This is a genomic window from Enterococcus sp. MSG3290 (genome assembly GCF_050555565.1).
Lineage (GTDB): Bacteria > Bacillota > Bacilli > Lactobacillales > Enterococcaceae > Enterococcus_B > Enterococcus_B faecium.
On the sequence record NZ_CP187862.1, the window covers coordinates 1,571,199 to 1,594,775 of the forward strand.

Consider the following 23,577-nt stretch of genomic DNA (forward strand, 5'->3'; position numbering starts at 1 on the left):
ATACTCCCTTCTTGGTCTGCTTTTAAAAGAACGATACTTTTTCTTTTAGCGATTCCTGATACTTTTCTTCATAGTCATATAACGGCGTTGGATAATCTCCGTTGAAATAAGCCATACACAATCCTGAATACGGGCCATCCTTTTTCAGTCCAATCGATTCGATCAGACCCTCTTCACTTAAAAATCCTAAAGAATCTGCACCGATACATTCTTTGATTTCATCAATCGTGTGATTTGCCGCAATGAGTTCTTTACGCGTTTGAATATCAATCCCGTAAAAACATGGATATTTCAAAGGAGGAGAAGCAATCCTCACATGGACTTCTTTTGCTCCTGCTTCTTTCAAAAGATGGACGATCCGTCTGCTTGTCGTACCCCGAACAATTGAATCATCGACCATAATCACCTTTTTACCTTCCACCACTCCTCGTACAGCAGATAATTTCATTCGAACACCTTGCTCTCTTAGCTCTGGCGTCGGCTGGATAAATGTTCGGGCAATGTATTGATTTTTTACTAATCCAATTTCGTAAGGGATACCGCTAGCTTCTGCATAACCGCTTGCGGCTGACAAAGAAGAATTAGGTACACCAACGACCATATCTGCTTTTACTGGCGATTCTTTCGCTAAATTCCGTCCCATATTTTTCCGTGCAGTATGCACATTGATCCCTGCGATGTTTGAATCTGGTCTGGCAAAATAGATATATTCCATCGAACAAATGGAAAGCTGCGTATTCTTCGTAAAGCAATCAATCTGGATTCCTTCGTCATTGATAATCACTATCTCTCCAGGCTGGACATCTCTTATAAAACGTGCCCCAATAACTTCTAATGCACAAGTTTCCGAGGCAATCACGTATGCTCCGTTTTTCATTTGTCCGATTGCTAATGGACGAAAACCATTTGGGTCCAAAGCGGCAATCATTGCCGTTTCTGTCATTAATAAATAGGCAAAGCCACCTTTGACTTCATTCAAAGCACTTTTTAATTTATTTAAAAAATCTGTTTCTTCACTTCGTCGGATCAAATGCATCAATATCTCCGTATCGGAGTTAGAATGGAAGATCGCCCCATTTTCCTCTAACTCTTTTCTAAGGGAACGAGCATTGATCAAGTTACCATTATGCGCTAAGCCGATCGACTGATCATGAAATTTGAATAGAAAAGGCTGAATATTGTCCACACTTCCATTGCCTGCTGTTGCATAACGTACATGTCCGATTGCAGCTTCTCCTGTTAACTGCTGCAATTTTCTTTGATCTTTGAATACCTCAGAAAGCAGCCCCAAATCTCGATGCCCCTTAAGCTTTCCTCGATCATTGGACACGATACCCGCACCTTCTTGTCCTCGATGCTGAAGACTATGGAGCCCGAAGTATGCCACACTAGCGGCGTCTGGATGACCCCAAACACCGAAGATCCCGCATTCTTCATTTAAACTCTTCACTTCATAAGACATACGATTGCATCCTCCCAGCACTTTCTTGCTACTGCAGTTTCTATTTTGATCTGACCGTCAGTTGCTGAAATTTCGATTATCGCTTCATCCGTCACCTTACCTGCTAAAACAGCAGCATCTCCCATCATTTCTTCGAATCGTGTCTTATTTTCCGGTGCGACTGTCAACACAAATCTTGATTGAGTTTCTGCAAATAATTGAGCAGAGGACAATTCAAACTGTACAGATATCCCTAGCTGATGTTTGAAAGCTGATTCTGCCAGTGCAATTGCCAAGCCACCTTCTGAACAGTCATGAGCACTTTCAATCAATCCGTTTTGGATGGCTGTCAATACTAACTCTTGGTTTCTCTTTTCAATGGATAGATCAAAGTTTCGGATCACACCTTCGATTCTTCCAAGCTGCATCTTTTGTAATTCACTGCCATCAAAATCTGCAAACGTCTTACCTAATATATAGATTAGATCCCCTGATTTTTTGAATTCCTGAGTAGTGATATGTTTATGATCCTCAATCAATCCGACCATACCAATCATTGGTGTTGGATAGATTGCTTGACCATCCGTTTCATTATATAAAGAGACATTTCCTGAAATAACAGGAGTTCCTAACGTTTCACACGCAGCAGCAATTCCGTCAGCTGAAGTCGATAATTCCCAAAAAACTTCTGGTTTATCAGGAGAACCATAGTTCAGGCAGTCGGTGATCGCCAAGGGCTTACCACCGCTAGCAATAATATTTCTAGCAGCTTCTGCCACTGCTATTTGTCCTCCGATTTTTGGATCCAAATACAGATAGCGCGCGTTGCAGTCTGTGGTCATAGCTAACGCTTTATTCGTCCCTCTAACCCTCATCACAGCAGCATCGCTTCCTGGACGGACAACTGTATTTGTTTGTACTTGTGAATCATAAGTTTCATAGATTGAACGTTTTGAAGCAATCGTCGGTTGCTGCAGCAGATCAAGCAATACTTGTCCAGGTTCTTCGATAACTGGCTGATAAGGAGCTAACTGCTGAAATTCTACGATTCGAGCTGGTTCTTTCATTTCTTTATGATAAACTGGTGCATCTTCAGCTAATGCATCGACTGGCAGATTTGCTACTTCTTCTCCTTGATGATATAGCCGATATTGCCCGTCGTCTGTTACTTTCCCGATAGTGACTGCATCTAGATCATACTTCTGAAATAGTTCTTGGATTTTTTCTTCCTCTCCTGATTTAACACAAATCAACATCCGTTCTTGTGATTCCGATAACATCATTTCATAAGGTGTCATCCCAGTTTCTCTTTGTGGGACTTCATCTAATGTCAATATAAGTCCTGAGCCAGCTTTTGAAGCCATTTCCGCACTAGATGAAACAAGTCCTGCTGCTCCCATATCCTGTATACCTATTAGAGAATCCGAATGATGCAAGATTAATTCCAAACACGCTTCAAGCAGCAGCTTTTCCATAAAAGGATCGCCTACTTGTACAGCAGAACGTTGCTGTTCTTCTTCTTGATTAAATTCTTCTGAGGCAAAAGTTGCTCCGTGGATACCGTCGCGACCTGTTTTTGCACCTACATACATGATCGAATTACCGACGCCAGTGGCTTGCCCTTTCTGGATATGTTTGTGTTCAATCAAACCTACGCACATTGCATTGACTAATGGGTTTCCTTCATAACAAGGATCAAATGCAATTTCGCCGCCTACAGTCGGTATGCCGATACAATTGCCGTATCCGCCGATGCCTGCAACTACTTCTTCTAGTAAATATTTCGTTCTTGGATTATCTAATTCGCCGAACCTCAATGAATCTAGCAACGCAATTGGACGAGCCCCCATGCTGAAAATATCTCTGATGATTCCGCCAACTCCTGTCGCAGCTCCTTCATAAGGCTCCACGGCTGAAGGATGATTGTGACTTTCTGCTTTGAAGACAACTGCTAGTCCATCACCGATGTCGACGATGCCTGCGCCTTCTCCAGGGCCTTGCAACACATGAGGTCCACTAGTAGGAAATTTGCGTAGAACCGGTTTAGAATTTTTATAGGAACAATGTTCGCTCCACATAACAGAGAACAGTCCAGTTTCCGTATAATTAGGCATTCTTCCTAAGATATCTTCTTCGATCATTCGATATTCTTCATCAGTCAATCCCCATTCGGCATAGATTCTTTTTTTCTTGATCTCTTCAGCTGTCGGTTCTTTCAATGTTTTCATCTATACGGTCACCTTTCCGAAGTTTTTTAAAATGGAAGCAAAGAACCGTTTCCCATCTTCTGATCCTAGCAAGTCTTCTACTGCACGTTCTGGATGAGGCATCATTCCTAACACATTCCCTGCTTTGTTCGTAATCCCTGCAATGTTTTCCACGCTGCCGTTGATGTTGTCATTATAAGTAAAGGCAATCTGATTATTTTTTTTTAGTTCTTGAAGTGTTTCTTCGTCACAGAAATAATTTCCTTCCCCGTGAGCAACTGGAAGATAGATTATTTCGTCGGCTTCATACTCTGAAGTAAAGGCCGTCTTGGGGTTGACTTTCAATGGTACAGTTTTGCAAATAAAATGCAAAGACTCATTTCGTCTCAGTACACCTGGCAAAAGTCCTGCTTCTGTCAATATCTGGAATCCATTGCATGTACCGAATACTGGTTTCCCTTCTTCAGCAAAACGAATCACTTCTTCCATGATTGTAGAAAACCGGGCAATCGCACCGCATCTCAAATAGTCACCATATGAGAATCCTCCTGGCAGTAAAACCCCATCAAATCCTTCTAAAGAGGACTCATCATGCCGAACGAATTCGGCATCAGCACCCATGATCTCGCGAACTGCCCATAACATATCTGCGTCACAATTTGAACCTGGAAAAACGATGACCGCAAATTTCATGTTATACTTCCTCCATTTTTTTGATTTCATATCGATATGTTTCCATATTTACATTTGCAAGCAGCTTGTCACAAATCGTTTCAATCACTGTATCGATTGGTTCTTCTGCATCAGCAAGTTGTATCTCAAAGTATTTTCCTATACGGATATCTTCGATTGTTTCATATCCCATACGATGGACTGCTTTTTTTACTGCCTCCCCTTGAGGATCTAACACTGAATCTTTATAGGTTACATATACTTTTACGAAATACATCAAACTCGCTCCTTTTCTTCAGTTAGTTCCGATAGACGGTTATATACTTCTTGATAGACTGGGATCAAATCACCTAGATCTCTGCGGTAAACGTCTTTGTCCATATGTTCATTCGTACGTTCATCCCATAATCGGCAAGTATCCGGTGTTACTTCATCCGCAAGCAAAATTTGTCCATTCGACCGGCCAAACTCTAGCTTGAAATCTACTAAAACCAAACCGACCTTAGCAAATAATTCGGTCAAAATTTCATTAATAGCCAACGCTTGGGCTTTCAGCTCACTGATTTCTTCCGGTTTTGCAAGTTGTAAGAAATAGATATGCTCTTCATTGATAAATGGATCATCCAACTGGTCATCCTTATAGTAGAATTCAATGATTGGTTTGATGAATTCTTTACCTTCGGGAACACCTAGACGTTTTGAGAAACTTCCTGCTGCAATATTTCGGATAACCACTTCCAGAGGGATAATTTGTACTTTTTTTGCTAATTGTTCGGTTTTAGACAATTGTTCAATAAAATGATTTTTTATTCCTCTTTGAGTCAGATAACGGAAAATTGCACTTGTGATTTGATTATTCAATTCTCCTTTTCCACTTATCTGGTCTTTCCTCGCGCCATTCAACGCAGTTGCTTGATCTAAATATTCTATCCAAATCAAGTTCTCATCAGAAGTAAGATATATTTTTTTGGCTTTCCCTTCATACAGAAGTTCTTTCTTCTCCATGTACGTCTCTCCTTTTCGTTTACATTAAAAGCAAATACATCGTTTTTTGTTCGTGTTTTCACTTTGAATTTTAACAATCATCTTTTTAGAAATCAATATAAATATGTACATTAAAGGCATTAGATTCTTTTAATGTTCGTGTTTTATCAGAAACGAAAATCTTATACCATCAACAAGCGTTTACATTTATACTTAATGATGGTATATTAGAATTAACTAAAAATTTGGATAATGGGTTCGAGGAGGCACTTGCCGATGGAAGATGCAATAAAACAAGGTCAGCTTTTTTTATCAGAATTAACAGCTGAAGAACGTTCCTGTCTATATAATGATTTGCTGTCGATCAAAGACGTTTATTTATGCAATAAAGATACTAGTTTTTATACATTCCGAAAAATCCGCCGAGCAACCAAGCGCTGTGCTGAATGCCGTAAAAGGACTTTTCTTTATCAGACAGAACACAAAGGCGAACTTTCAATCAGTCAGATTCATGAACAGAAGCGTTTCAAAAATCATTATCGTATCCAGATCTTATTCAATGGACAAGAGATGGAATACGCTTTTCTCGAAAACTTGCTGCAACATCTCCATAACCAGCATTTTAGTTATAATAGCCAAGCCATTTACGCTTAATTCCTCTATTTTTTGTATGTAAAGAGGCACGGTAAAGAGGTAGCCGCTTTTAAAATCAGGTTCCTATTATTGATAAGAAAATATAATAAACTAAAAGAAGCAGAACCGCTAACGGATCTGCTTCTTTTTTGGTTATTTTTGCTATTCTATTTTAATTGAATTTTGCAACTCACTCTTCTTTATTCCAAACCTACTCGTTTGAATATCACGTCAACGTTTTTCAAATGATGATGATAATCAAAGGCATCGTCTATTTCTTCTTTAGATAATACCGATGTGATGGTTGGATCTTCTTCTAACAGCGGGCGGAACTGCACTTGGTTGTCCCAAGCGTACGCAGTTTTTGGCTGAACAAGATCATAAGCTTCTTCTCTTGTCATTCCCTTATCGATCAATTTCAGCATAACGCGCTGGCTATAAATCAAACCAAATGTTGCAGACATATTCCGCTTCATGTTTTCAGGAAAGACCGTTAGATTTTTAACGATATTGCCAAAACGATTTAACATGTAATTCAATAAAATCGTGGTATCAGGCAAGATGATTCGTTCTGCTGAAGAATGAGAAATATCTCTTTCATGCCATAATGTGACATTTTCATAGGCAGTGACCATGTGTCCGCGCACCACTCTGGCTAGACCAGCCATATTTTCTGAACCGATCGGATTCCTTTTGTGCGGCATAGCAGAAGAACCTTTTTGACCTTTCGCAAAAAATTCTTCTACTTCACGTGTTTCGGATTTTTGCAATCCGCGTATCTCTGTTGCAAAACGTTCAATACTTGTAGCAATAAGCGCCATCGCTGAGAAATATTCAGCATGTAGATCCCGAGGGAGAACTTGAGTAGAGATTTCTTGTGGACGGATCCCCAATTGTTTACATACATACTCTTCAATAAATGGCGGGATATTTGCGAACGTCCCCACTGCTCCTGAGATTTTTCCTGCTTCTACTCCTTTTGCCGCATGTTCAAATCGTTCGATGTTCCGTTTCATTTCTGAATACCATGTGGCAAGTTTCAATCCAAAAGTAGTTGGTTCAGCATGGACACCGTGTGTCCGACCCATCATCACTGTATATTTGTGTTCTTTTGCTTTTTCGCCAATGATTTCCGTAAAACGTTTCAAGTCTTCCCGTAAAATATCATTTGCTTGCTTGATGAGATAGCCATAAGCAGTATCTACGACATCCGTACTTGTTAGACCATAATGGACCCATTTTCTTTCTTCTCCCAATGTTTCAGAAACCGCTCGTGTAAACGCAACGACATCATGGCGTGTTGATTTTTCGATTTCCAAGATCCGATCGATATCAAATGATGCATGCTCACGGATTTTTTTCACATCTTCTTGCGGGATTTCACCAAGTTCTGCCCAAGCTTCATCTGCTAAAATCTCGACTTCAAGCCACGCACGGTATTTGTTCTCTTCCGTCCAGATATTCCCCATTTCAGGGCGTGTATAACGTTCTAACATGTTTTTTCTCCTCTAATCCCAAATATTCGTTTGTTTGATTTCTTCCAGCGTTTGCTGGATATCTTCTGTCAAGATAGTGATATGTCCCATCTTGCGACCTTTTTTTGCTTGTTTTTTTCCATAGAAATGAAATTGCCAGTCTGGCTTATTCTCGATCAAACGATAGCTTTCCAGCAGTTGTTCTCCCAAAACATTGACCATCACTGCATTGCTTGTCAGACGCACTTTTTCTCCTAATGGCCATCCGCAAATACCTCGAATATGGGCATCGAACTGACTCATAGAACAAGCTTCAATAGAATAATGTCCAGAATTGTGAGGACGAGGAGCTAATTCATTCACATATAGCCCGCCTGTTTTTGTTAAAAACATTTCTACCCCTAAAACACCTGAAAGGCTCACTGCTTCTGCAATCACACGGGCAATACGCTCAGCCTCCTCGATCACATCCTGATCAATCGCGGCTGGAGCAATCGTTTCATGAAGAATATTGTTGTGGTGGATGTTTTCCACGACCGGAAAAGTCGTGAAATCTCCTTGACCATTTCCTGCCACCATGATCGAAATCTCTTTTTCAAACGGGATCCATGCTTCTAAAACACAGGTTCCTTCTCTTAAAAGGTCCATGGCAGGAGCTAGATCCGCCCGACTTTTCAAAACATACTGCCCCTTGCCATCATAGCCGCCTCGAGTGGTTTTCAAAACACAAGGATAGCCGATCCCGTCAATCGCATCTTGGATATCCGTCGGACTGACGATCGTTGCATAAGGAGCAATCACGATGTTGTTCGTTTCCAAAAAAGATTTTTCTAACAGGCGGTCTTGCGTAATCGCAAGCAAGTCTGTCCCTTGAGGAATAAATGACATGGGTAAAATCGCATTTAACGCCTCTACACTGACATTTTCGAATTCATAGGTAATGACATCTGTTCTTCTGGCAAGCTCTTTCAGCGCAAAGGTGTCATCATAGACACTTTCAATGTGCCAATCTGCAACTTGTGCGGCTGGACAATCGCTCACAGGATCCAGCACACCTACTTTAAAGCCCATTTCTTTTGCACTAATCGCCATCATACGACCTAATTGACCGCCACCGACGATCCCGATCGTTGAACCAGGCAACAAAGGTTTAACCAAGTTGATCACTACTTTCTATAACAGTTTTAGCCAACATTGAACGTCTTTCAGCCAATTTAGCCTCCAATTCTAAATCATACATGGAAAGCATCTGTATCGCAAGTAGTCCAGCATTAATTGCTCCCGCTTTTCCGATTGCTGTAGTAGCTACAGGTACTCCTCCAGGCATTTGGACAATCGAAAGAAGCGAATCCAAACCATTTAATGTTCGTGATTGGACCGGTACACCGATAACCGGCAAAGTTGTTTTTGATGCGACCATACCCGGCAGATGCGCGGCTCCCCCTGCTCCTGCAATAATGATTTTGATTCCTTTTTTTCGAGCGTTTTGTGCATATTCAAACATCAAATCTGGGGTTCGATGAGCAGAAACGACCTTTTTTTCATAAGACACACCGAATTCATCCAATATTTGACATGCTTCTTTCATTGTTTCCCAATCTGAAGTACTCCCCATAATCACAGAGATTTTTGCTGTCATTGTTTTTCCTCCCAGTTTTTCTACATTCATATTTTAACAATCACTTTTTTTGATGTCAAAGAAATTTCGAATGTTAACAAAGAAAAACATTTTATTGTTCGTGTTTATTAAAGATGAAAAAAAGGAATGTGACAAAAGTTAGGTCACATTCCTTTTTATGGATAAACGGTGTTCTCCTGCCAACTCCTCGGTCACAAGGAACAATATTCAACAAACATGAGAAGCTGTTTTTTGAAATTGTTCCTTGTGACTCGGAGATGAACGGCAGGCTCACGACCTCTTCCTTCAACGGTGTTCAATCAGCTGACCCTCGGTATTAGCTCAAACAAACGGCAAAATACGAGGAACTATTTTTCCGTTTGTTTCTCTAATAATCAGGTCAAAATACTGATTTCACAACCTTTCTTTTGCTCTATTACTTCTTGAAGGCTTCTTCCAATATTTCTTCATCTTTTTTCAATCCATTAAAGATCAAATTCAATATGATAGCCGTAATGCTACTCATTACGATGCCATTTCCAGTGAACATTTGCATTGTTTGCGGCATTTGACTGAATAATGTCGGCGTAACATTGAAACCCAGCCCAAATCCAACAGAAACAGCAACGATCAATAGATTTTTATCATTGCTGAAATCAACTTCCAACAGCATACGGATTCCTTGGACTGCCACCATCCCGAACATGACTAACATTCCTCCACCAAGTACCGGCTCAGGGATGATTTGTGCTAACGCACCGATTTTAGGGAATAATCCTAAAACAATCAAGAAGAATGCAGAGAAATAGATGGGTTTTCTTGTTTTGATTCCCGAAAGTTGAACCAATCCGACATTTTGAGAAAAGCCAGTATAAGGGAATGTATTGAAAATACCGCCTAAGATAACGGCAAGTCCTTCTGCACGATATCCCTTTTTCAATTCTTCTTCTCCAACATTTTTCCCAGTAATGTCACCAAGTGCAAAATATACACCTGTTGATTCTACCATGCTGACCATGGAAATGATGATCATTAGTAAAATCGACCATACGTCGAAAGTTGGTTTACCAAAATAAAAGGGTTGTGGAACATGGAACAACGGCGCATCTCCAATCGCGCTCAGATCAATCATTCCCATGAAAGCAGCTAAGATGCTTCCTCCGACTAAACCAATCAATACCGCGATTGAACGAATGAACCCTTTTGCCAGCATTTGCACGCCTACAATTAGGAGAATCGTCACAAATGCAAGTAGCAGATTTGTTTTGTCACCAAAATCAGCTGCTGTTGCATTACCTCCACCCATTTTCTCGATTGCTACAGGAATCAAAGTCAAACCAATAACGGTGATAACCGTTCCTGTTACTATAGGAGGGAATAGTTTTTTAATTTTAGAAAAGACACCAGAAACTAACACAACAAAGATCCCAGAAGCGATAATAGATCCGTAGATAGCTCCTACTCCTTCATTGGTTCCGATCAAGATCAGTGGAGCTACTGCTTGGATCGCACATCCTAAAACGACAGGCAAGCCAATTCCGAAAAATCGGTTAACTGTCAATTGCAATAATGTCGCTAATCCACACATAAAGATATCAATTGAAATCAAATAAGTCATCTGTTCTTGATTAAAGCCTAGTCCTGTACCGATCAAAAGAGGCACCGCTACTGCTCCTGCATACATCGCTAGCAGATGCTGCAGCCCTAAAACCGCAGCTTTTCCATTTTGTGTTTCTTTTTCCACGATTATGCGTCCTCCTCAAGAAACTCAACTTGTCCATTCGTCAAGGAAGCAATACGCGCAAGAGAAACGACTCTCAATCCCATTTCTTCAAGTAACTGACGTCCATCTTGGAAAGACTTTTCGATGACGATCCCGATTCCTTCTACTTGAGCTCCAGCTTGCTGGCATAATTCGATCAATCCTTTTGCCGCTTGTCCGTTTGCCAAGAAATCGTCGATAATCAATACTTTGTCTTCTGAAGATAAGAATTTACGAGAAATAGAAATCGTACTTGTCACTTGTTTCGTAAAAGAATAAACAGAAGCTGTCAATAATTCTTCATCCATCGTCAAACTTTTTGCTTTTCTAGCGAAGATCATTGGAACATCTAATTCTTTTGCAGCAAATAAAGCTGGTGCGATCCCAGAAGCTTCAATGGTCACAACTTTCGTGATTCCTTGTTCTTTAAATACTTCTGCAAACCGTTTTCCCATTTGTTCCATCAATACAGGGTCTACTTGGTGAGTGACGAAGCTGTCGACTTTTAATACGCCCTCGCCTAATATACGTCCGTCTTTTTGAATACGTTCAACTAATTCTTTCACTTTATTTGCTCCTTTATCATTTATTAATACCGAAATAACCGCTTTTGTGCAAAAACCTACTATGTTTCTGTTAAAGAAAAACACCCTCCACTTTATCATAAGAAAAGAAGGGTGAAATAGCCAATCTTTTACTTATAGTCCAGCATTTACGGTACTGGCTAGAAACTGTCATCCATATTATGACGATATATAAGTAGGTATGTAAAACTAATAATAGTGTAAATTCATTTTCTTGCAACTGTTTTGCACGTGAAGGCAGTTTGCCATATTTGAATAAAAAATGTTGTTTCAAATATTGAAAACAGTCTAACACTACTTTCTGAAACTGACAACGTGGTTTACTTATTTTTTTGTAAAATCTAATGATTTTTAATGCATTATTCCTTTTTGTTCGGGTTTAAATAGTTATTTTTATTTTCTCCTATCTAAAAAAGCAGCCCACATAAAAAGAAGGCATGACAAAAAGCATGTCATAGCCCCTTTTTCCGAATAAATAGTGTTCAAAAGACAGCCTATCGGCAATAAGGCAAGATTTTATAAACTACGGGAAGTAATTTCTGTAAATCTATTCTTATTCTTTTAAGCTGACAAGCTCGTCAATCACTACTGCTTTTCCTGAAGCAATAGAATGATTTGCTGCGATTCCTGTCAAAATCGACAAAATACCATCTACGTGAGTTGCTGCCCGATTCCACGGATCTTCTTCTTTTTCTTCACCAAATAGATCATCTAATAAACGCGGATCTCCTCCGCCATGTCCGCCCGCTTCTTGTTCGACGATTACCTCATATAGCTCACCGAACATCGGATAGACATGGATGGACTGAAGAACGGCTGCTCCTTCATCCTTTTTATCTCCACCTGCATTGATGTAAGACTTTTCGATCACTTTCATTTCGATCCGTCCTTTGCTGCCATTGAAAGAAACATTGAATCCTTCCCACGGCATATACGCGTTTAGCGAATACGTCAAAATCGCACCAGTTTCATATTTGACCGTTACGCCTAGTGTATCTTCAATAGAGATATCATCGGAAAATACACTGCGGTCACGAATATATCCACTGTCTTTTTCTGCTTCTAAATACATTTCTCGCAATTCCTCATTGGCTGACAGGTCTATAGCAAATGGATCAGTTTTAGCTAGTTCGCTTCCATAGCATCGACTGTAAAATGTTTCTACTCCGCGTTTCTCCGCATTATGCATCCCATAAAAGTTTAATCCACCGAATGCAAATACCTTTTTGGGACGGCTGTTCAACCAAAAATTCACTAGATCAAAATGATGGGTAGATTTATGAACAAGAAGCCCGCCGCTATTGTGCTTATTTCGATGCCATCTTCTGAAATAATCTGCCCCGTGTTGCGTATTTAACAGCCATTCGAAGTGGATAGAAAACACATCACCAATCACATCACTTTCTATCAGTTCCTTTATCTTCGTGTGATACGGTGCATAACGATAATTGAAAGTGACTCGCAGGCTTCTTCCCGTCTGTTTTTGGACCGTTATTATTTCTTGAGCTTTTTCCTCATCGATAGTCAGAGGTTTTTCGCAAATAACATCATATCCTTTTTTCATTGCACGAATGATATAATCATGATGCGTTCGATCTACTGACGTAATAATGACTTCAGCCGGCCGTACGTCATCCAGTAGTTGCTCAAATTGTGATGGCATACATGTCTTTACTTTTTTCTGTCCATACTTGTTCACAAGTATCCGATTTGCATAATCCATCCTTGTTTGAGATACATCACAAAAACCGACTAGTTCACAAGTTTGATGATACGTAGAGGCAATTGCCTCATAAAAAAAACGCGCTCTCCCACCAAGTCCGACTTGTACATATTTTTTCTTCATTTAAAGTCATTCTCCTTTTCTTTTAAGCAAAATACTGTGACAAATGGCAGCCCTGGATACAGTAATGCAGTGAGTAAAAAATCATGCTGTATACACCAGAACAGTCCATACAAAAGGCATAAATACCACAGAAACCCTTTGACGTTTTTTGACAACAGCCAGATATTCCTTTTGATCAAATAAACAAGACTATCTGCTTTATCTTCTTTGCAGATATCAATTAGCGTACTAAAAAAACTATGGGATACAAAAAGCAACAGACACAATAGAAAAGGAATCAGATACCAAGCTCCAATCTTTCCCACTAATAAATACCAATCAACTGCAAAAATAATGACAAACAGCTGAAACAACGTAATGATGAAACACATCCGTTTGATTTTTTCTTTCCTCCAACATACCTTTTTTTCTGCCAAGTAATGGACAGATAGATAATAAGAAGGATACATCATCAAAAAATAAATCAGATAGACAACACGAGCAGACAGCACTAATCCTAAAGTGAACAAACACCCTAGAACTAAAGCGAAAAGAGCATTACTGATAAGACTGGTTAAAAAAATCCGACAGAAATAGTAGTTGAGCTTGTAAAGAAACATCTCTTCTATTGGCTTTTTCATATTCAGCCCTTCAGACCGCTTGTACTGATCCCCTGGACAAGATATTTATTGAAGAATAAGAAAATCAGAAAAACCGGTAGCAGCGACAACGTAGACATCGCAAACATACTCGCGTAAGTCGTACTAGATCCAGCGTCTGCAAATAATTTGATGGCAATCGATACCGTGTAAGATCTCGGCTTGTTTAAATAAATCAATGGTCCCATGAAGTCGTCCCATTTCCAATAAAACTGGATGATGATCGTCGTGATGATCGAAGGTTTCAGCAAAGGAAAAATAATTTTGGTAAAGACACTATACTTGCTGCATCCGTCAATAATCGCTGATTCATCTAACTCTTTGGGGATGCTGACCATGAATTGCATGATCTGGTAAATGAAAAATGCTTGTCCAAAAAAATGTGGTAAAATCAGCGGCACATACGTCCCAACCAAATTCAGCCGATTGTAAATAATAAACTGCGGAATCAAAATCACTTGTGCAGGAATCATCATCGTTACTAACATGACGACGAACCAGAATCTTTTTCCTTTGAAATCGATTCTCGATAATGCGTAAGCAATACAAGTCGAGCTCAGAACTGTCCCTATCGTCGAAACTGCAGAGATGACAAACGAATTCCTAAAGAAAGTAAAAAATGAAATTCCAGCAAACCCCGCCCATCCTTTTGCGTAATTTTCCCATTGAAAAGTCTCTGGAATCAAATTCAGCGAACCACTCAGAATCTCTTGATCCGTTTTAAAAGAACCTGCGATCATCCATAAGACCGGATAAATCATGACTAGACCTAATAGCAAAATAAAACCGTATTGAAACCATTTCGTTACTGTATTATTCATTTCTTCCTCCTCTCATTCACACAACGACCCATTTTTTTGATGATTTGAAAATCAGAAAGGTGACAGCTCCCATAATCAACAGCATGATCCACGAAATAGCACTAGCATACCCCATAGAATTAAAAGAAAAAGCTTGGTTATACACATAAAGAGCATAAAAGTTCGTGGCATCATTCGGACCACCTTGGGTAATGATAAATGCCTGCGTAAAAGTCATAAACGCCGCGATTGTCTGCATAACCAAGTTATACAAAATGATCGGCGAAAGAAGAGGTAACGTGATCTTGTAAAACGTCTGCCATTTGTTCGCTCCATCGATCTCTGCCGCTTCATAATACGAGCCTGGGATCTCTTTGATACCTGCAGCAAAGATGATCATTGCCGAACCGAATTGCCAAGCAGACATCAAAACAAGAGGGATCATGACCAGTTTTTGATCGCTAAACCAGGAAAGCGCAGGTGCGCCTAATCGTTCCAGAAAAATATTCACTAACCCGTTTTTAGAAAACAACTCCCGCCAAACTAGAGCGATAGAAATACTGCCACCGATCAAACTAGGCACATAATACAAAGAACGAAAGAAAGTCGTTCCTTTGATATTCCTCGTTAAAAGATAAGCAATCAATAGACCAAAGATCAGTTTCACAGGTACAGATGCAAATACATAGAGAAAAGTGACTCGGATGGAGTTCAAAAAACGGGCATCACTCAGCATCTTTATATAATTATCCAAGCCGATCCATGAGACTGGATTTCCCAAACGATAATCGGTGAATGAATAATAAAGTGACAAGATCATCGGTATCACTGTTATCAATAGAAATCCTAGGATGAATGGAGAAGCAAATACGTAACCGACCACATTGTCTTGATCCAAGAACCGTTTTAGTTTTTCTTTTTTCATGCCTTCCTCCTGCTGCTATCCTAGAATGTTTGACGCAAACTCATAAAGACTCTCTGCTGCTTCTTCTGCTGTTACTTCTTCATAAATGACTTTTTCAACTAAAAGATTGTATTGGTCTTGAATTTCCGGATTCAAAGCACTATCAAAGACATTCACTTCGCCGTTGTCCATATCGGAAATCATTTCTAAATAGTCAAATGTCGCTTGCAAAGTTGCATCATCTGCACGAGCGAGCTGTTCTCGAATATTCGACATGATTGGCACACCACGTTCTCCTTTTAAAATTTCATTGGCTTCTTCACTGTTTTGAAAGAAATCAATAAACTTAGCAGCTTCTTCTTTATGGGCTGAGCTTTTTGCCATACTCAGCATTTGCGAAGAACGTAAAGGGATACCAGATTCTCCATCTGCTTTTCTGCGAGGTGGATTAATCAACTGAATCTCCATATCTTCAGGCGCTCCTGACAATATTTCTGTCAACTGGTTACTTGATAGAAACACCATTGCCGCTTCTCTATCCCTAACCGCCTGAAAAGACAGATCCGTCGTACTTGCAGCTCCACCACCTGGTTCCGGATGGGCACCTTTGTCTACCAGATTTTTACGCAGCTGGAAAAAATCTGTTAGATAGTCTGGATTTTCAAATCCCAAGCTGTTAGATAGATCTTCCCGATTATAAAAATTCAATCCTTTCTCAACTTGTGGTATTTGAATAATACAGCCAGCTATAAAATCTTCGAATCTTGAAATAGCATAGATTCCTAATTCTTCAGTGATTTGATAGCTGATTTGTTCAAATTCATCCCATGTCCAATTTGAAGCAGGTTCAGGGATATTTAATTGTTCAAATATATTTTTATTGTAAGCAATCGCAAACGAATTCACCCCGTTAGACAGTCCAACTAATTGCCCATCGTAAGTCGTCGTTGCTAAATAGGATTCATCTGCATTAGAAATATCAATTATCCCTTGCTCCACATATTCATCTAATGGTTCAATCTGATTGATGTATTGAGGAAATTGATTGTTCAGTTGGAAAATGTCCCAGATATCATCTGATGCTGCTAGTGTACTTAATTTTGTGTAATATCCTTCATAATCATAAAATTCATAATCGATCGTCACATGGGGATTTTTTTCTTCATAAAGCTCGATTACTTTTACTGTTGCATCGTGTCGGACTTGCGAACCCCACCAAGCCATGTTCAGCGTGATTTTTTTGTCATCTTCTTGCCCACAAGCCGTCAAGAAGAATAACATAACACTTAAAGCTAAGATGATTCTCATTCTTTTCTTCATTCTCTGCACCTCTACTTCCATTGTTATTTTTCAATATACTGTATTTTTATACAGAACATATTTATTAAACGATCTTTTTCAAGGGGAATAAAAACCAAGACTTGCCTTATCGTTCTGCCTAGGATGAACAACTCAATACTTTCAAGGAAAATTAGATAGTGCTGATTCTTCTTTCATCGCTAAAAACACTTCTTGCTTCAATGATGGGAGGATAATTACGCAAAGAAAAAAGGATATCAGACAACTGCCCAATATCCTTGACATAGCTAAATAAGCATGCTTCTTCGTGTACGCTCTTCCCTAAAAAACAGAAAAATAACTAGTAATTCTGTATGAAATTAGGTACAATATACACGTCGATGCACAAGCATTGACTATGGCAACTTGATTGGTCAGTTCCCGCTGACTTTTCAAGCCCCGACAATTTAGCTGCTACTAAATTGTCGGGTGCCTTTTTTAGTTTTTATTCGTTTTTCATTCTATAGAAAGCGCTTCAATAAATCAAGACATTTTTTTGTTAGAATGCTAATAATAACAAAAGGTTTTAACTCTTCTTATGTACATTACAGATAAAAAAACAAAAAAATTTCTCTTTTTTTTGAATTCTGAACAAATAGTACTGGAGTACAAAAGACGAGGAAGAGCCACTATCTGCTCTTCCTCGTCTTTTGATTCTCACCTGTTATTCATGATTCTTTTTCTCAGTTTCCCGATATTTTTCCATTTTACGACTAAAAAGCTCTCCGCTACTTGGTGGCGTATATGTGATGGCATTTGCTCCTGCTTGAATGGTCTCAGCAATACTTTCTTCCGTTGGACCACCTGTCGCAATGATAGGAAGTTCAGGATATTTTTTACGAAAATGGCGTACTGCGTCTGCAGTTTCTTTACCTGCACTGATATTGATAATCGAAATACCAGCTGCTAACTTTTCATCTATTTCTGTATATTTCGACGTTACCGTACTGATAACTGGAATATCAACTACTCGACAAACTTCTTTTACTGTCTCTAAAGGCGTAGGACCGTTCAAAACGACCCCTAACGAACCTTGCGCTTCTGCGAACATGCTCATGTAGGAAGAACGAGCACCTTGTGTCAAACCACCACCTACACCGGAGAAAACTGGAATGTCAGCTGCCTCAATAATGCTTTTAGTAATCGCTGGATGAGGTGTAAAAGGATACACAGCAATTACTGCATTCGCATTTGTATTACGTATGATCGCAATATCCGTAGTAAAGATGATCGAACGGATCAATTTTCCAAATATCTTGATCCCGCTTGCTTCTAAAATGATTTCCGGTACTCTTACGATATCTTTTCTCAATTCCGTCATGATTTCTGGCGTAAATTGTTCTGCCATCAGCCACTTCTCCTTTGCTATCTCCGGTCATACTGATTCAATTGATACGTCTCGATGACCTGGATGATTTTTTGCGCATAACCGGGGTCTGTCGCATAACCTGCATCTTGCAATGCTTGTGCGGCTTCCTGATAGTTGGTGGCCGTAATCACTTTTTCATACAGCGCAGGATTCCAATCTACTCCTTGGACGAACAGTTGTGTATGGTCATCCATGGACTGTTCCCATGAATCATACACTTTGAAGTCTCCTTGGATAGTTATCCATTCTTCGTTAACAAATTCCTTTGTTTCCAGGCTTACTTTCTTCTGATCCCCATAAGCCTTGATCCCGAAAAGATTATTGTATTTGCTAGCCAAGGTACTTTTTCCCCAATTTGATTCTAATATAGCTTGTCCTAAAATGATACTAGGAAGCACTCCATAACCATCTTGTAGTTCTTGGGCATGCGGAACAAGCCGTTCAATAAATTGCTGATGGGATTGCGCTTCATTTTCTTGCTGATTATCAGTAAAAGGAGAAGACAGATTCTTCAAGGAAAAAACAAAGGCTAAGAGTATCACTGCTACACCGGCAACCACTGCTGGCCAACGGATATTCTTGCGCTTTTGCTTTTTCCACTTTTTTTTCGCCATGATCAATTCCTACTTTTCATTTAATTCATTCAGATATTCTTCTAGCGTCAATTGGTGTTTGGTGATATACTCAGCATTTTCTTTACCGACATAACGTAAGTGCCAAGGTTCATATGTGATCTTAGTTATATCTTCGTGTCCTTTTGGATAACGAACGATAAATCCATACTGCGCAGCATTATCTGCGATCCATTTAGCTCCAGGCTGATCTCCGTAACTTGCATCCAATACAGTAGAAGGATAACTGTTGTACCAGTTTTGATCGACGACATCGACTGCCAGACCTGTGTGGTGTTCGCTGTATCCTGGCTCCGTAATCGTTTCTTTAGTAATCTTTGTCGCCTCCTCTTCTGATACACCTTGACGACTCATCACATCTTGGACATTTTGTTCGAAAACTTGTTGTTGGGATGATACAGACCGGTAAGCTGAGACCATCACTAATGGAAATCCAGCTGCTTCAGCAGCCTTGGCAAATGCTTCATATTCTGGAGCAATGCGTTTGTCGATCAAGTATCCGTTACTTAATGATGCCAATTGAGTAGACTCATCGATTTCTTTTTCTAATTTGTGATCTGGACCAACCAAAACTAGCTTCCAATCGTCTGTTTTAACATCTGGCAATTGTTTGGACGTACTATCTTTTGTTTCTTTGTCCTTTACCTTGCTGCTGGTTATTTGACTGTTCTTTTCTTTACTAGCAGTTGTTTTGGTGCTTGTTCGTTCGACTGCTTGATTGCCGGCTTGAACATGCGAATCATCATCGCTAAAAATAACATAGCCCATTGCTGCGATCATAATCACAACTGCTCCAAATCCTAAAAATTTATTCACTTGAAAAATCCTTTCGTTGTTCTTCACGTTCCCCATTCGCCTCATGAACGTAAGTTTCTTCCAGATTTTCATTCACCCAATCGAGAAGTTCGATTTTTTCTCCTTCGATCTGTTTTTGAACATCTGCTGGCAGACGAAAATTCAAAATATCATCATAGCCCCATTCATCATATTGAATACTTACTTTCAAGTCAAGGTATCTACCAGCCTGCTGATTATTTTTCAAAGGGATCAGCTCGACTTTTGCTGCTTTGCTGCTAAGCCATTTTTGCGCGATGCGTGTTTTGATTTGCTTGTACTCTGCAACGGCAACGTTTCGTTTTTCGGGAAAAATAATCGTTTGACGCAAAATCTTTTGCGTTAGCATCCATTCATAATCAGTGAAAAGATTTTTTACTTTCTGCATCGCTTCAGATGGCAGGTTTTTCTCGCCATCTTTCCATTTTTGCCATTGTTCTGGACTGATCAGCAAGTATTCATCTAAAAAATTTTTTTCAGTTTCAAACTGTTCTAATAATACACTCATAATAAGATCAATATATACTTGATGCACGTTTATCCCCTCCTTTTAACTATTCTACTTAAGTTTTGATCAAAAAGCACCTCTTAAATCGCTGCTTTCATTTTTTTTAATGTTTCAAGTCCTCTCCCCTTTATTCTTCGTGATTTTTGTTATAATAATAGACAGACAAGAAACTCAATCCAACTATGAAGGAGCGTTTTCAGATGAAAAAATATCAATGGGGAATCGTGGGTCTCGGTACCATCGCACATGAGTTTGCCGAAAGCTTCAATCAAGAGACGAGCGAACTAACAGCAGTTGCTTCCAGAACTTCAGAAAAAGCGGAAAACTTCGCTCACCGTTACAACATTCCAAAAGCTTACGGAAGCTATCAAGAAATGTTAGACGATGCTGAAATCGACATCGTGTACATTGCTGTACCAAATAGACAGCATATCGACCATATCTTGGCAGCATTGGAAGCAGGCAAACACGTTCTATGTGAAAAAGCCATCACGATGAATAAAAAAGAACTGGCTGACGCTATGCGCTTAGCAGAAGAAAAGAATTTGATCTTAGCAGAAGCGATGACAATCTTCAACATGCCACTTTATCAGCAGTTACGCTCAATAATGGATACAGGAAAACTGGGGGCTTTAAAAATGATCCAAGCACCTTTCGGCAGTTACAAAGAACCAGACCCTAAAAACCGGTTCTTCAATCCAGAATTAGCTGGAGGAGCTCTGTTGGATATCGGTACGTATGCTGTATCTTTCGCTCGTTTCTTTTTGAGCTCTCAACCTGAAGTAGTTGCCTCTACAATGGTTCCTTTTGAAACAGGCGTGGACGAACAATCCGTCACTATCTTGCGTAACAAAGAAAATGAACTTGCTGCTGTCAGCTTGACTTTTCAGGCAAAAATGCCAAAAGTCGGTATCGTTGCCTTTGAGAACGGTTATGTGACGATTGCAGATTACCCGCGTGCTGATCGTGCGGAGATCTTATTTACAGATGGTACAAAGGAATTCATCGAAAGCGGGAATACATCTGAAGCAATGAATTACGAAATAAAGAATATGGTACACATGATTGAAGGTGACTTGCCCAATCGCTCTCTCTTCTTGACAAAAGATGTCATCGAAATCTTGGATCAAATGCAAGTTCTATGGAAAAATATGTAATTTTAAAAGGTTGTGAAAAAGCTGTTCTGCATCAAGTAATAAGAACAGCCAAACAAAAATAGCTCCTCCTATTTTTCGTTTGGCTGGACTTATTACCGCAGAGGCAAGCTTTTGAACACCGTTTAAGAAAGAGGTCGTGAGCCTGCCGTTCAGCTCCGAGTCACAAGGAGCAATTTCAAAAAACAGCTTCTCATGTTTGTTGAATATTGTAACTTGTGACCGAGGAGTTGGCAGGAGAACACCGTTTAAGGAAGAGGTCGTGAGCCTGCCGTTCAGCTCCGAGTCACAAGGAGCAATTTCAAAAAACAGCTTCTCATGTTTGTTGAATATTGTAACTTGTGACCGAGGAGTTGGCAGGAGAACACCGTTTAAGGAAGAGGTTGTGAAATCAGCTTTTTGACCTGAATATTAGCTGAATTCACAACCTCTATTTTTGGATTTTTTGTTGGGAGAATTCTGCCTTGATTTCAATAAAACTTTTAAAAGACTGCAAAAACTGGAACAATTCTGCTCGATCCTCGAATTCAGGGCGACTAGTCGGCAGAGGCATTTGCCGATACAATACATAAACTTCTTCAATACGTGCTAAAATTTGTCTGCCATCATTTGACTCTGAAAATGTTTCTGCAGTATAAATCAATAAACCATAGATATGTTTTCCATAATAAGCTGGTTGCTGGATTCTCTCTAGATTTTCCAGCATGTCTTTAATCACATTGGCCTGTGCTCTTCTCATAGAGAAGTAAGTTTCGTAGTATAGCGGCTGTCTGAGCCAGTAGTTTTCTTGATGTTCTCTGGCATCTTCTTGGCTTTCGCGAATGAATGTCAGTAAATGTTCGCATTTGATCTGCACATCTTCTTTATTTTCTGATAAAAGAAATTCTGCCATTTGTCTCAAAATATTTCGAAATTCTTTTTCGATCTGTATTTGGTTTTCCTTCAGCTGCTTCGTACGATCAGGCATGTAAACATTTGCAAGCAAAGCAAATACTAATCCAATCGCCATTAATCCCGCTTCATTGCCGATCAGCTGCCAAGACATGTTTTCCTCCACTAAATAATGAGTGACCAAAACCGAATTTACTACGATCCCTTCGGTTAATTTGAAGCGAGAGGCAAGCGGGATGAACAGGAATAAAAAAAGACTGAAGCCAAAAATAGTATACCCAACAGCAAAAAAACTGAACAGTGCTGTTGCCGTAGCTAATATAAAGGCTGCGATTCGATTCATGCCCGTACGCAATGTAGAGCGCTTGGTATTTCCTACACTTAATAATGCAATGATCCCTGCAGCTGGCCAATACAACAGCGATAAGCTACCCGCTGTGACCATCGAAAAGAAGACACTGATCACTGTTTTGACTGTTCGCATTCCTATACGCATTTACTTCCCCCTTTTTTTATTTTAATTATACTTGAATAATGAAAAACTAGCTATCAGACAAAAGTTTAGGTATGATAGTAAAAAGACCAAAAAGGAGAATCTCTATGCAATTTGGCCGTTTTCGACTAGGTATGCGTACGATCAAAAGTGCCTTAGCTGTTTTTTTATGTATCTTGTTTTTTCATTTGACTCAACGAGGAATCCCGATGATTGCTGCATTATCTGCTGTTTTTTCTTTGCGTCAGGACTTGACTACAACCGTTTCTTTTGGAAAGTCTAGGATCATCGGCAATACATTAGGTGGTACATTAGCTATCATTTATTTTTTTGTCAAAAGCTATTTTCACAATGATTTTTTGGTAGAATTGATCTTGCTTCCTATTCTAGTTATTATTGTGATCGTCGTGTCAGATGGTATTAACAATAATTCCGGTATCATTTCCGCAATCGCTACGTTGTTGCTGATTGCGTTGAGCATCCCTCAAGGCGAATCCGCTTTGTATGCTATCCAACGTGTACTAGATACTTTTATAGGGACATTCATTGCAATCGGTATCAATTTCTTTCTTCGTCCTCCTGAAACAGAAAAGAAGGAAGAACTATCAGAAGATTTGGTCGAACTCCAAAAGAAAGAACGATTGCTAAGAACAAATTTACAAGAGATAGAAGCTAAGATCCAAAAACAAAAGAAAAATAGCGAGGACTAATTTTCTTTTGCAATAAAATAAAAAAATGGAGAGAAGAACTTTAAAAAGTCTTCCTCCATTTTTGATTGAACGGTGAAGTGTACT

The 23,577-nt window shown here is 39.5% G+C and carries 23 protein-coding genes and 1 riboswitch; of the genes, 3 read left to right on the forward strand and 20 right to left on the reverse strand.

Annotated elements, in window-relative coordinates; all coding sequences use genetic code 11:
* Positions 1–22 precede the first annotated feature (22 nt).
* The 5 genes from purF to purC are packed head-to-tail and all read right to left on the reverse strand — an operon-like array spanning position 23 to position 5,325.
* Complete coding sequence (purF, locus tag IGL31_RS07495; protein WP_086300118.1) at positions 23–1,462, reverse strand: amidophosphoribosyltransferase; 1,440 nt, start codon at positions 1,460–1,462, stop codon at positions 23–25.
* Complete coding sequence (purL, locus tag IGL31_RS07500) at positions 1,447–3,669, reverse strand: phosphoribosylformylglycinamidine synthase subunit PurL (RefSeq protein ID WP_086300119.1); 2,223 nt, start codon at positions 3,667–3,669, stop codon at positions 1,447–1,449. Before purL ends, purF begins: the two co-directional genes overlap by 16 nt.
* The gene (purQ, locus tag IGL31_RS07505; RefSeq protein WP_002288017.1) at positions 3,670–4,341 is read right to left on the reverse strand and encodes a phosphoribosylformylglycinamidine synthase subunit PurQ; all 672 of its coding nucleotides are present in this window, start codon (positions 4,339–4,341) and stop codon (positions 3,670–3,672) included.
* Position 4,342: 1 nt separating this feature from the next.
* Positions 4,343–4,597, reverse strand: coding sequence for a phosphoribosylformylglycinamidine synthase subunit PurS (gene purS, locus IGL31_RS07510; RefSeq protein ID WP_002295474.1), 255 nt, complete (start codon positions 4,595–4,597; stop codon positions 4,343–4,345).
* Positions 4,597–5,325, reverse strand: a complete 729-nt coding sequence (purC, locus tag IGL31_RS07515; RefSeq protein ID WP_002288021.1) for a phosphoribosylaminoimidazolesuccinocarboxamide synthase — start codon at positions 5,323–5,325, stop codon at positions 4,597–4,599. Before purC ends, purS begins: the two co-directional genes overlap by 1 nt.
* A 255-nt stretch (positions 5,326–5,580) precedes the next feature.
* Here purC and IGL31_RS07520 point away from each other — a divergent pair, with 255 nt between their 5' ends.
* Complete coding sequence (locus IGL31_RS07520) at positions 5,581–5,958, forward strand: hypothetical protein (RefSeq protein WP_002297115.1); 378 nt, start codon at positions 5,581–5,583, stop codon at positions 5,956–5,958.
* Positions 5,959–6,137: 179 nt separating this feature from the next.
* On the opposite strand, the gene purB is transcribed toward IGL31_RS07520, so the two are convergent.
* The 14 genes from purB to IGL31_RS07590 form a co-directional block, all read right to left on the reverse strand.
* Complete coding sequence (gene purB / locus IGL31_RS07525; RefSeq protein WP_002306865.1) at positions 6,138–7,433, reverse strand: adenylosuccinate lyase; 1,296 nt, start codon at positions 7,431–7,433, stop codon at positions 6,138–6,140.
* Positions 7,434–7,445: 12 nt separating this feature from the next.
* Complete coding sequence (purK, locus tag IGL31_RS07530; RefSeq protein ID WP_002306867.1) at positions 7,446–8,570, reverse strand: 5-(carboxyamino)imidazole ribonucleotide synthase; 1,125 nt, start codon at positions 8,568–8,570, stop codon at positions 7,446–7,448.
* Positions 8,563–9,051 (reverse strand): 5-(carboxyamino)imidazole ribonucleotide mutase, encoded by a 489-nt coding sequence (purE, locus tag IGL31_RS07535; RefSeq protein WP_002303771.1) that lies wholly within the window; start codon positions 9,049–9,051, stop codon positions 8,563–8,565. The genes purK and purE overlap by 8 nt, the downstream gene beginning before the upstream one ends.
* 415 nt (positions 9,052–9,466) lie before the next feature.
* Positions 9,467–10,774 carry a nucleobase:cation symporter-2 family protein gene (locus IGL31_RS07540; RefSeq protein ID WP_086300120.1) on the reverse strand — a complete coding sequence of 436 codons (1,308 nt, stop codon included), beginning with the start codon at positions 10,772–10,774 and terminating at the stop codon, positions 9,467–9,469.
* 2 nt (positions 10,775–10,776) lie between these two features.
* Positions 10,777–11,358: a xanthine phosphoribosyltransferase gene (locus IGL31_RS07545; protein ID WP_002306871.1), complete on the reverse strand. Its 582-nt coding sequence runs from the start codon at positions 11,356–11,358 to the stop codon at positions 10,777–10,779.
* Positions 11,359–11,473: 115 nt separating this feature from the next.
* Positions 11,474–11,571: riboswitch (purine riboswitch) on the reverse strand.
* Between the two features lie 358 nt (positions 11,572–11,929).
* On the reverse strand, positions 11,930–13,222 hold the full coding sequence (locus IGL31_RS07550; RefSeq protein ID WP_086300121.1) for a Gfo/Idh/MocA family protein: 1,293 nt from the start codon (positions 13,220–13,222) through the stop codon (positions 11,930–11,932).
* Positions 13,219–13,842: a hypothetical protein gene (locus tag IGL31_RS07555; RefSeq protein WP_002324684.1), complete on the reverse strand. Its 624-nt coding sequence runs from the start codon at positions 13,840–13,842 to the stop codon at positions 13,219–13,221. The genes IGL31_RS07550 and IGL31_RS07555 overlap by 4 nt, the downstream gene beginning before the upstream one ends.
* Positions 13,843–13,844: 2 nt before the next feature.
* Positions 13,845–14,681: a carbohydrate ABC transporter permease gene (locus tag IGL31_RS07560; RefSeq protein WP_002300540.1), complete on the reverse strand. Its 837-nt coding sequence runs from the start codon at positions 14,679–14,681 to the stop codon at positions 13,845–13,847.
* A gap of 16 nt (positions 14,682–14,697) precedes the next feature.
* Positions 14,698–15,585 carry a carbohydrate ABC transporter permease gene (locus IGL31_RS07565; RefSeq protein ID WP_002295465.1) on the reverse strand — a complete coding sequence of 296 codons (888 nt, stop codon included), beginning with the start codon at positions 15,583–15,585 and terminating at the stop codon, positions 14,698–14,700.
* Positions 15,586–15,600: 15 nt separating this feature from the next.
* Positions 15,601–16,884: an ABC transporter substrate-binding protein gene (locus IGL31_RS07570; protein WP_002331839.1), complete on the reverse strand. Its 1,284-nt coding sequence runs from the start codon at positions 16,882–16,884 to the stop codon at positions 15,601–15,603.
* A gap of 682 nt (positions 16,885–17,566) precedes the next feature.
* The gene (locus IGL31_RS07575) at positions 17,567–18,250 is read right to left on the reverse strand and encodes a hydrolase (RefSeq protein WP_002331840.1); all 684 of its coding nucleotides are present in this window, start codon (positions 18,248–18,250) and stop codon (positions 17,567–17,569) included.
* Positions 18,251–18,267: 17 nt separating this feature from the next.
* Complete coding sequence (locus IGL31_RS07580; protein WP_002295461.1) at positions 18,268–18,885, reverse strand: glycoside hydrolase family 73 protein; 618 nt, start codon at positions 18,883–18,885, stop codon at positions 18,268–18,270.
* A gap of 9 nt (positions 18,886–18,894) precedes the next feature.
* The gene (locus IGL31_RS07585; protein ID WP_086300122.1) at positions 18,895–19,719 is read right to left on the reverse strand and encodes a M15 family metallopeptidase; all 825 of its coding nucleotides are present in this window, start codon (positions 19,717–19,719) and stop codon (positions 18,895–18,897) included.
* A complete protein-coding gene (locus IGL31_RS07590) occupies positions 19,712–20,272 on the reverse strand; it encodes a hypothetical protein (RefSeq protein WP_002295457.1) in 561 nt (186 codons plus the stop codon). Before IGL31_RS07590 ends, IGL31_RS07585 begins: the two co-directional genes overlap by 8 nt.
* A gap of 173 nt (positions 20,273–20,445) precedes the next feature.
* On the opposite strand from IGL31_RS07590, the gene IGL31_RS07595 reads away from it, so the two are divergent.
* On the forward strand, positions 20,446–21,402 hold the full coding sequence (locus IGL31_RS07595) for a Gfo/Idh/MocA family protein (protein ID WP_002297120.1): 957 nt from the start codon (positions 20,446–20,448) through the stop codon (positions 21,400–21,402).
* A 427-nt stretch (positions 21,403–21,829) separates the two neighbouring features.
* On the opposite strand, the gene IGL31_RS07600 is transcribed toward IGL31_RS07595, so the two are convergent.
* Positions 21,830–22,786, reverse strand: a complete 957-nt coding sequence (locus tag IGL31_RS07600) for an aromatic acid exporter family protein (RefSeq protein WP_002295453.1) — start codon at positions 22,784–22,786, stop codon at positions 21,830–21,832.
* A 104-nt stretch (positions 22,787–22,890) separates the two neighbouring features.
* On the opposite strand from IGL31_RS07600, the gene IGL31_RS07605 reads away from it, so the two are divergent.
* Entirely contained in the window at positions 22,891–23,493 is a 603-nt protein-coding gene (locus IGL31_RS07605; RefSeq protein WP_002295450.1) for an FUSC family protein, read from the forward strand.
* Positions 23,494–23,577: the final 84 nt, after the last annotated feature.

Excerpts from the sequence above, each read along its gene's own strand:
- purF (WP_086300118.1), bottom strand. The coding sequence starts at position 1,462 with ATGTCTTATGAAGTGAAGAGTTTAAATGAAGAATGCGGGATCTTCGGT.
- purL (WP_086300119.1), bottom strand. The coding sequence starts at position 3,669 with ATGAAAACATTGAAAGAACCGACAGCTGAAGAGATCAAGAAAAAAAGA.
- purQ (WP_002288017.1), bottom strand. The coding sequence starts at position 4,341 with ATGAAATTTGCGGTCATCGTTTTTCCAGGTTCAAATTGTGACGCAGAT.
- purS (WP_002295474.1), bottom strand. The coding sequence starts at position 4,597 with ATGTATTTCGTAAAAGTATATGTAACCTATAAAGATTCAGTGTTAGAT.
- purC (WP_002288021.1), bottom strand. The coding sequence starts at position 5,325 with ATGGAGAAGAAAGAACTTCTGTATGAAGGGAAAGCCAAAAAAATATAT.
- IGL31_RS07520 (WP_002297115.1), top strand. The coding sequence starts at position 5,581 with ATGGAAGATGCAATAAAACAAGGTCAGCTTTTTTTATCAGAATTAACA.
- purB (WP_002306865.1), bottom strand. The coding sequence starts at position 7,433 with ATGTTAGAACGTTATACACGCCCTGAAATGGGGAATATCTGGACGGAA.
- purE (WP_002303771.1), bottom strand. The coding sequence starts at position 9,051 with ATGACAGCAAAAATCTCTGTGATTATGGGGAGTACTTCAGATTGGGAA.
- IGL31_RS07550 (WP_086300121.1), bottom strand. The coding sequence starts at position 13,222 with ATGAAGAAAAAATATGTACAAGTCGGACTTGGTGGGAGAGCGCGTTTT.
- IGL31_RS07555 (WP_002324684.1), bottom strand. The coding sequence starts at position 13,842 with ATGAAAAAGCCAATAGAAGAGATGTTTCTTTACAAGCTCAACTACTAT.
- IGL31_RS07560 (WP_002300540.1), bottom strand. The coding sequence starts at position 14,681 with ATGAATAATACAGTAACGAAATGGTTTCAATACGGTTTTATTTTGCTA.
- IGL31_RS07565 (WP_002295465.1), bottom strand. The coding sequence starts at position 15,585 with ATGAAAAAAGAAAAACTAAAACGGTTCTTGGATCAAGACAATGTGGTC.
- IGL31_RS07570 (WP_002331839.1), bottom strand. The coding sequence starts at position 16,884 with ATGAAGAAAAGAATGAGAATCATCTTAGCTTTAAGTGTTATGTTATTC.
- IGL31_RS07575 (WP_002331840.1), bottom strand. The coding sequence starts at position 18,250 with ATGGCAGAACAATTTACGCCAGAAATCATGACGGAATTGAGAAAAGAT.
- IGL31_RS07580 (WP_002295461.1), bottom strand. The coding sequence starts at position 18,885 with ATGGCGAAAAAAAAGTGGAAAAAGCAAAAGCGCAAGAATATCCGTTGG.
- IGL31_RS07595 (WP_002297120.1), top strand. The coding sequence starts at position 20,446 with ATGAAAAAATATCAATGGGGAATCGTGGGTCTCGGTACCATCGCACAT.
- IGL31_RS07600 (WP_002295453.1), bottom strand. The coding sequence starts at position 22,786 with ATGCGTATAGGAATGCGAACAGTCAAAACAGTGATCAGTGTCTTCTTT.
- IGL31_RS07605 (WP_002295450.1), top strand. The coding sequence starts at position 22,891 with ATGCAATTTGGCCGTTTTCGACTAGGTATGCGTACGATCAAAAGTGCC.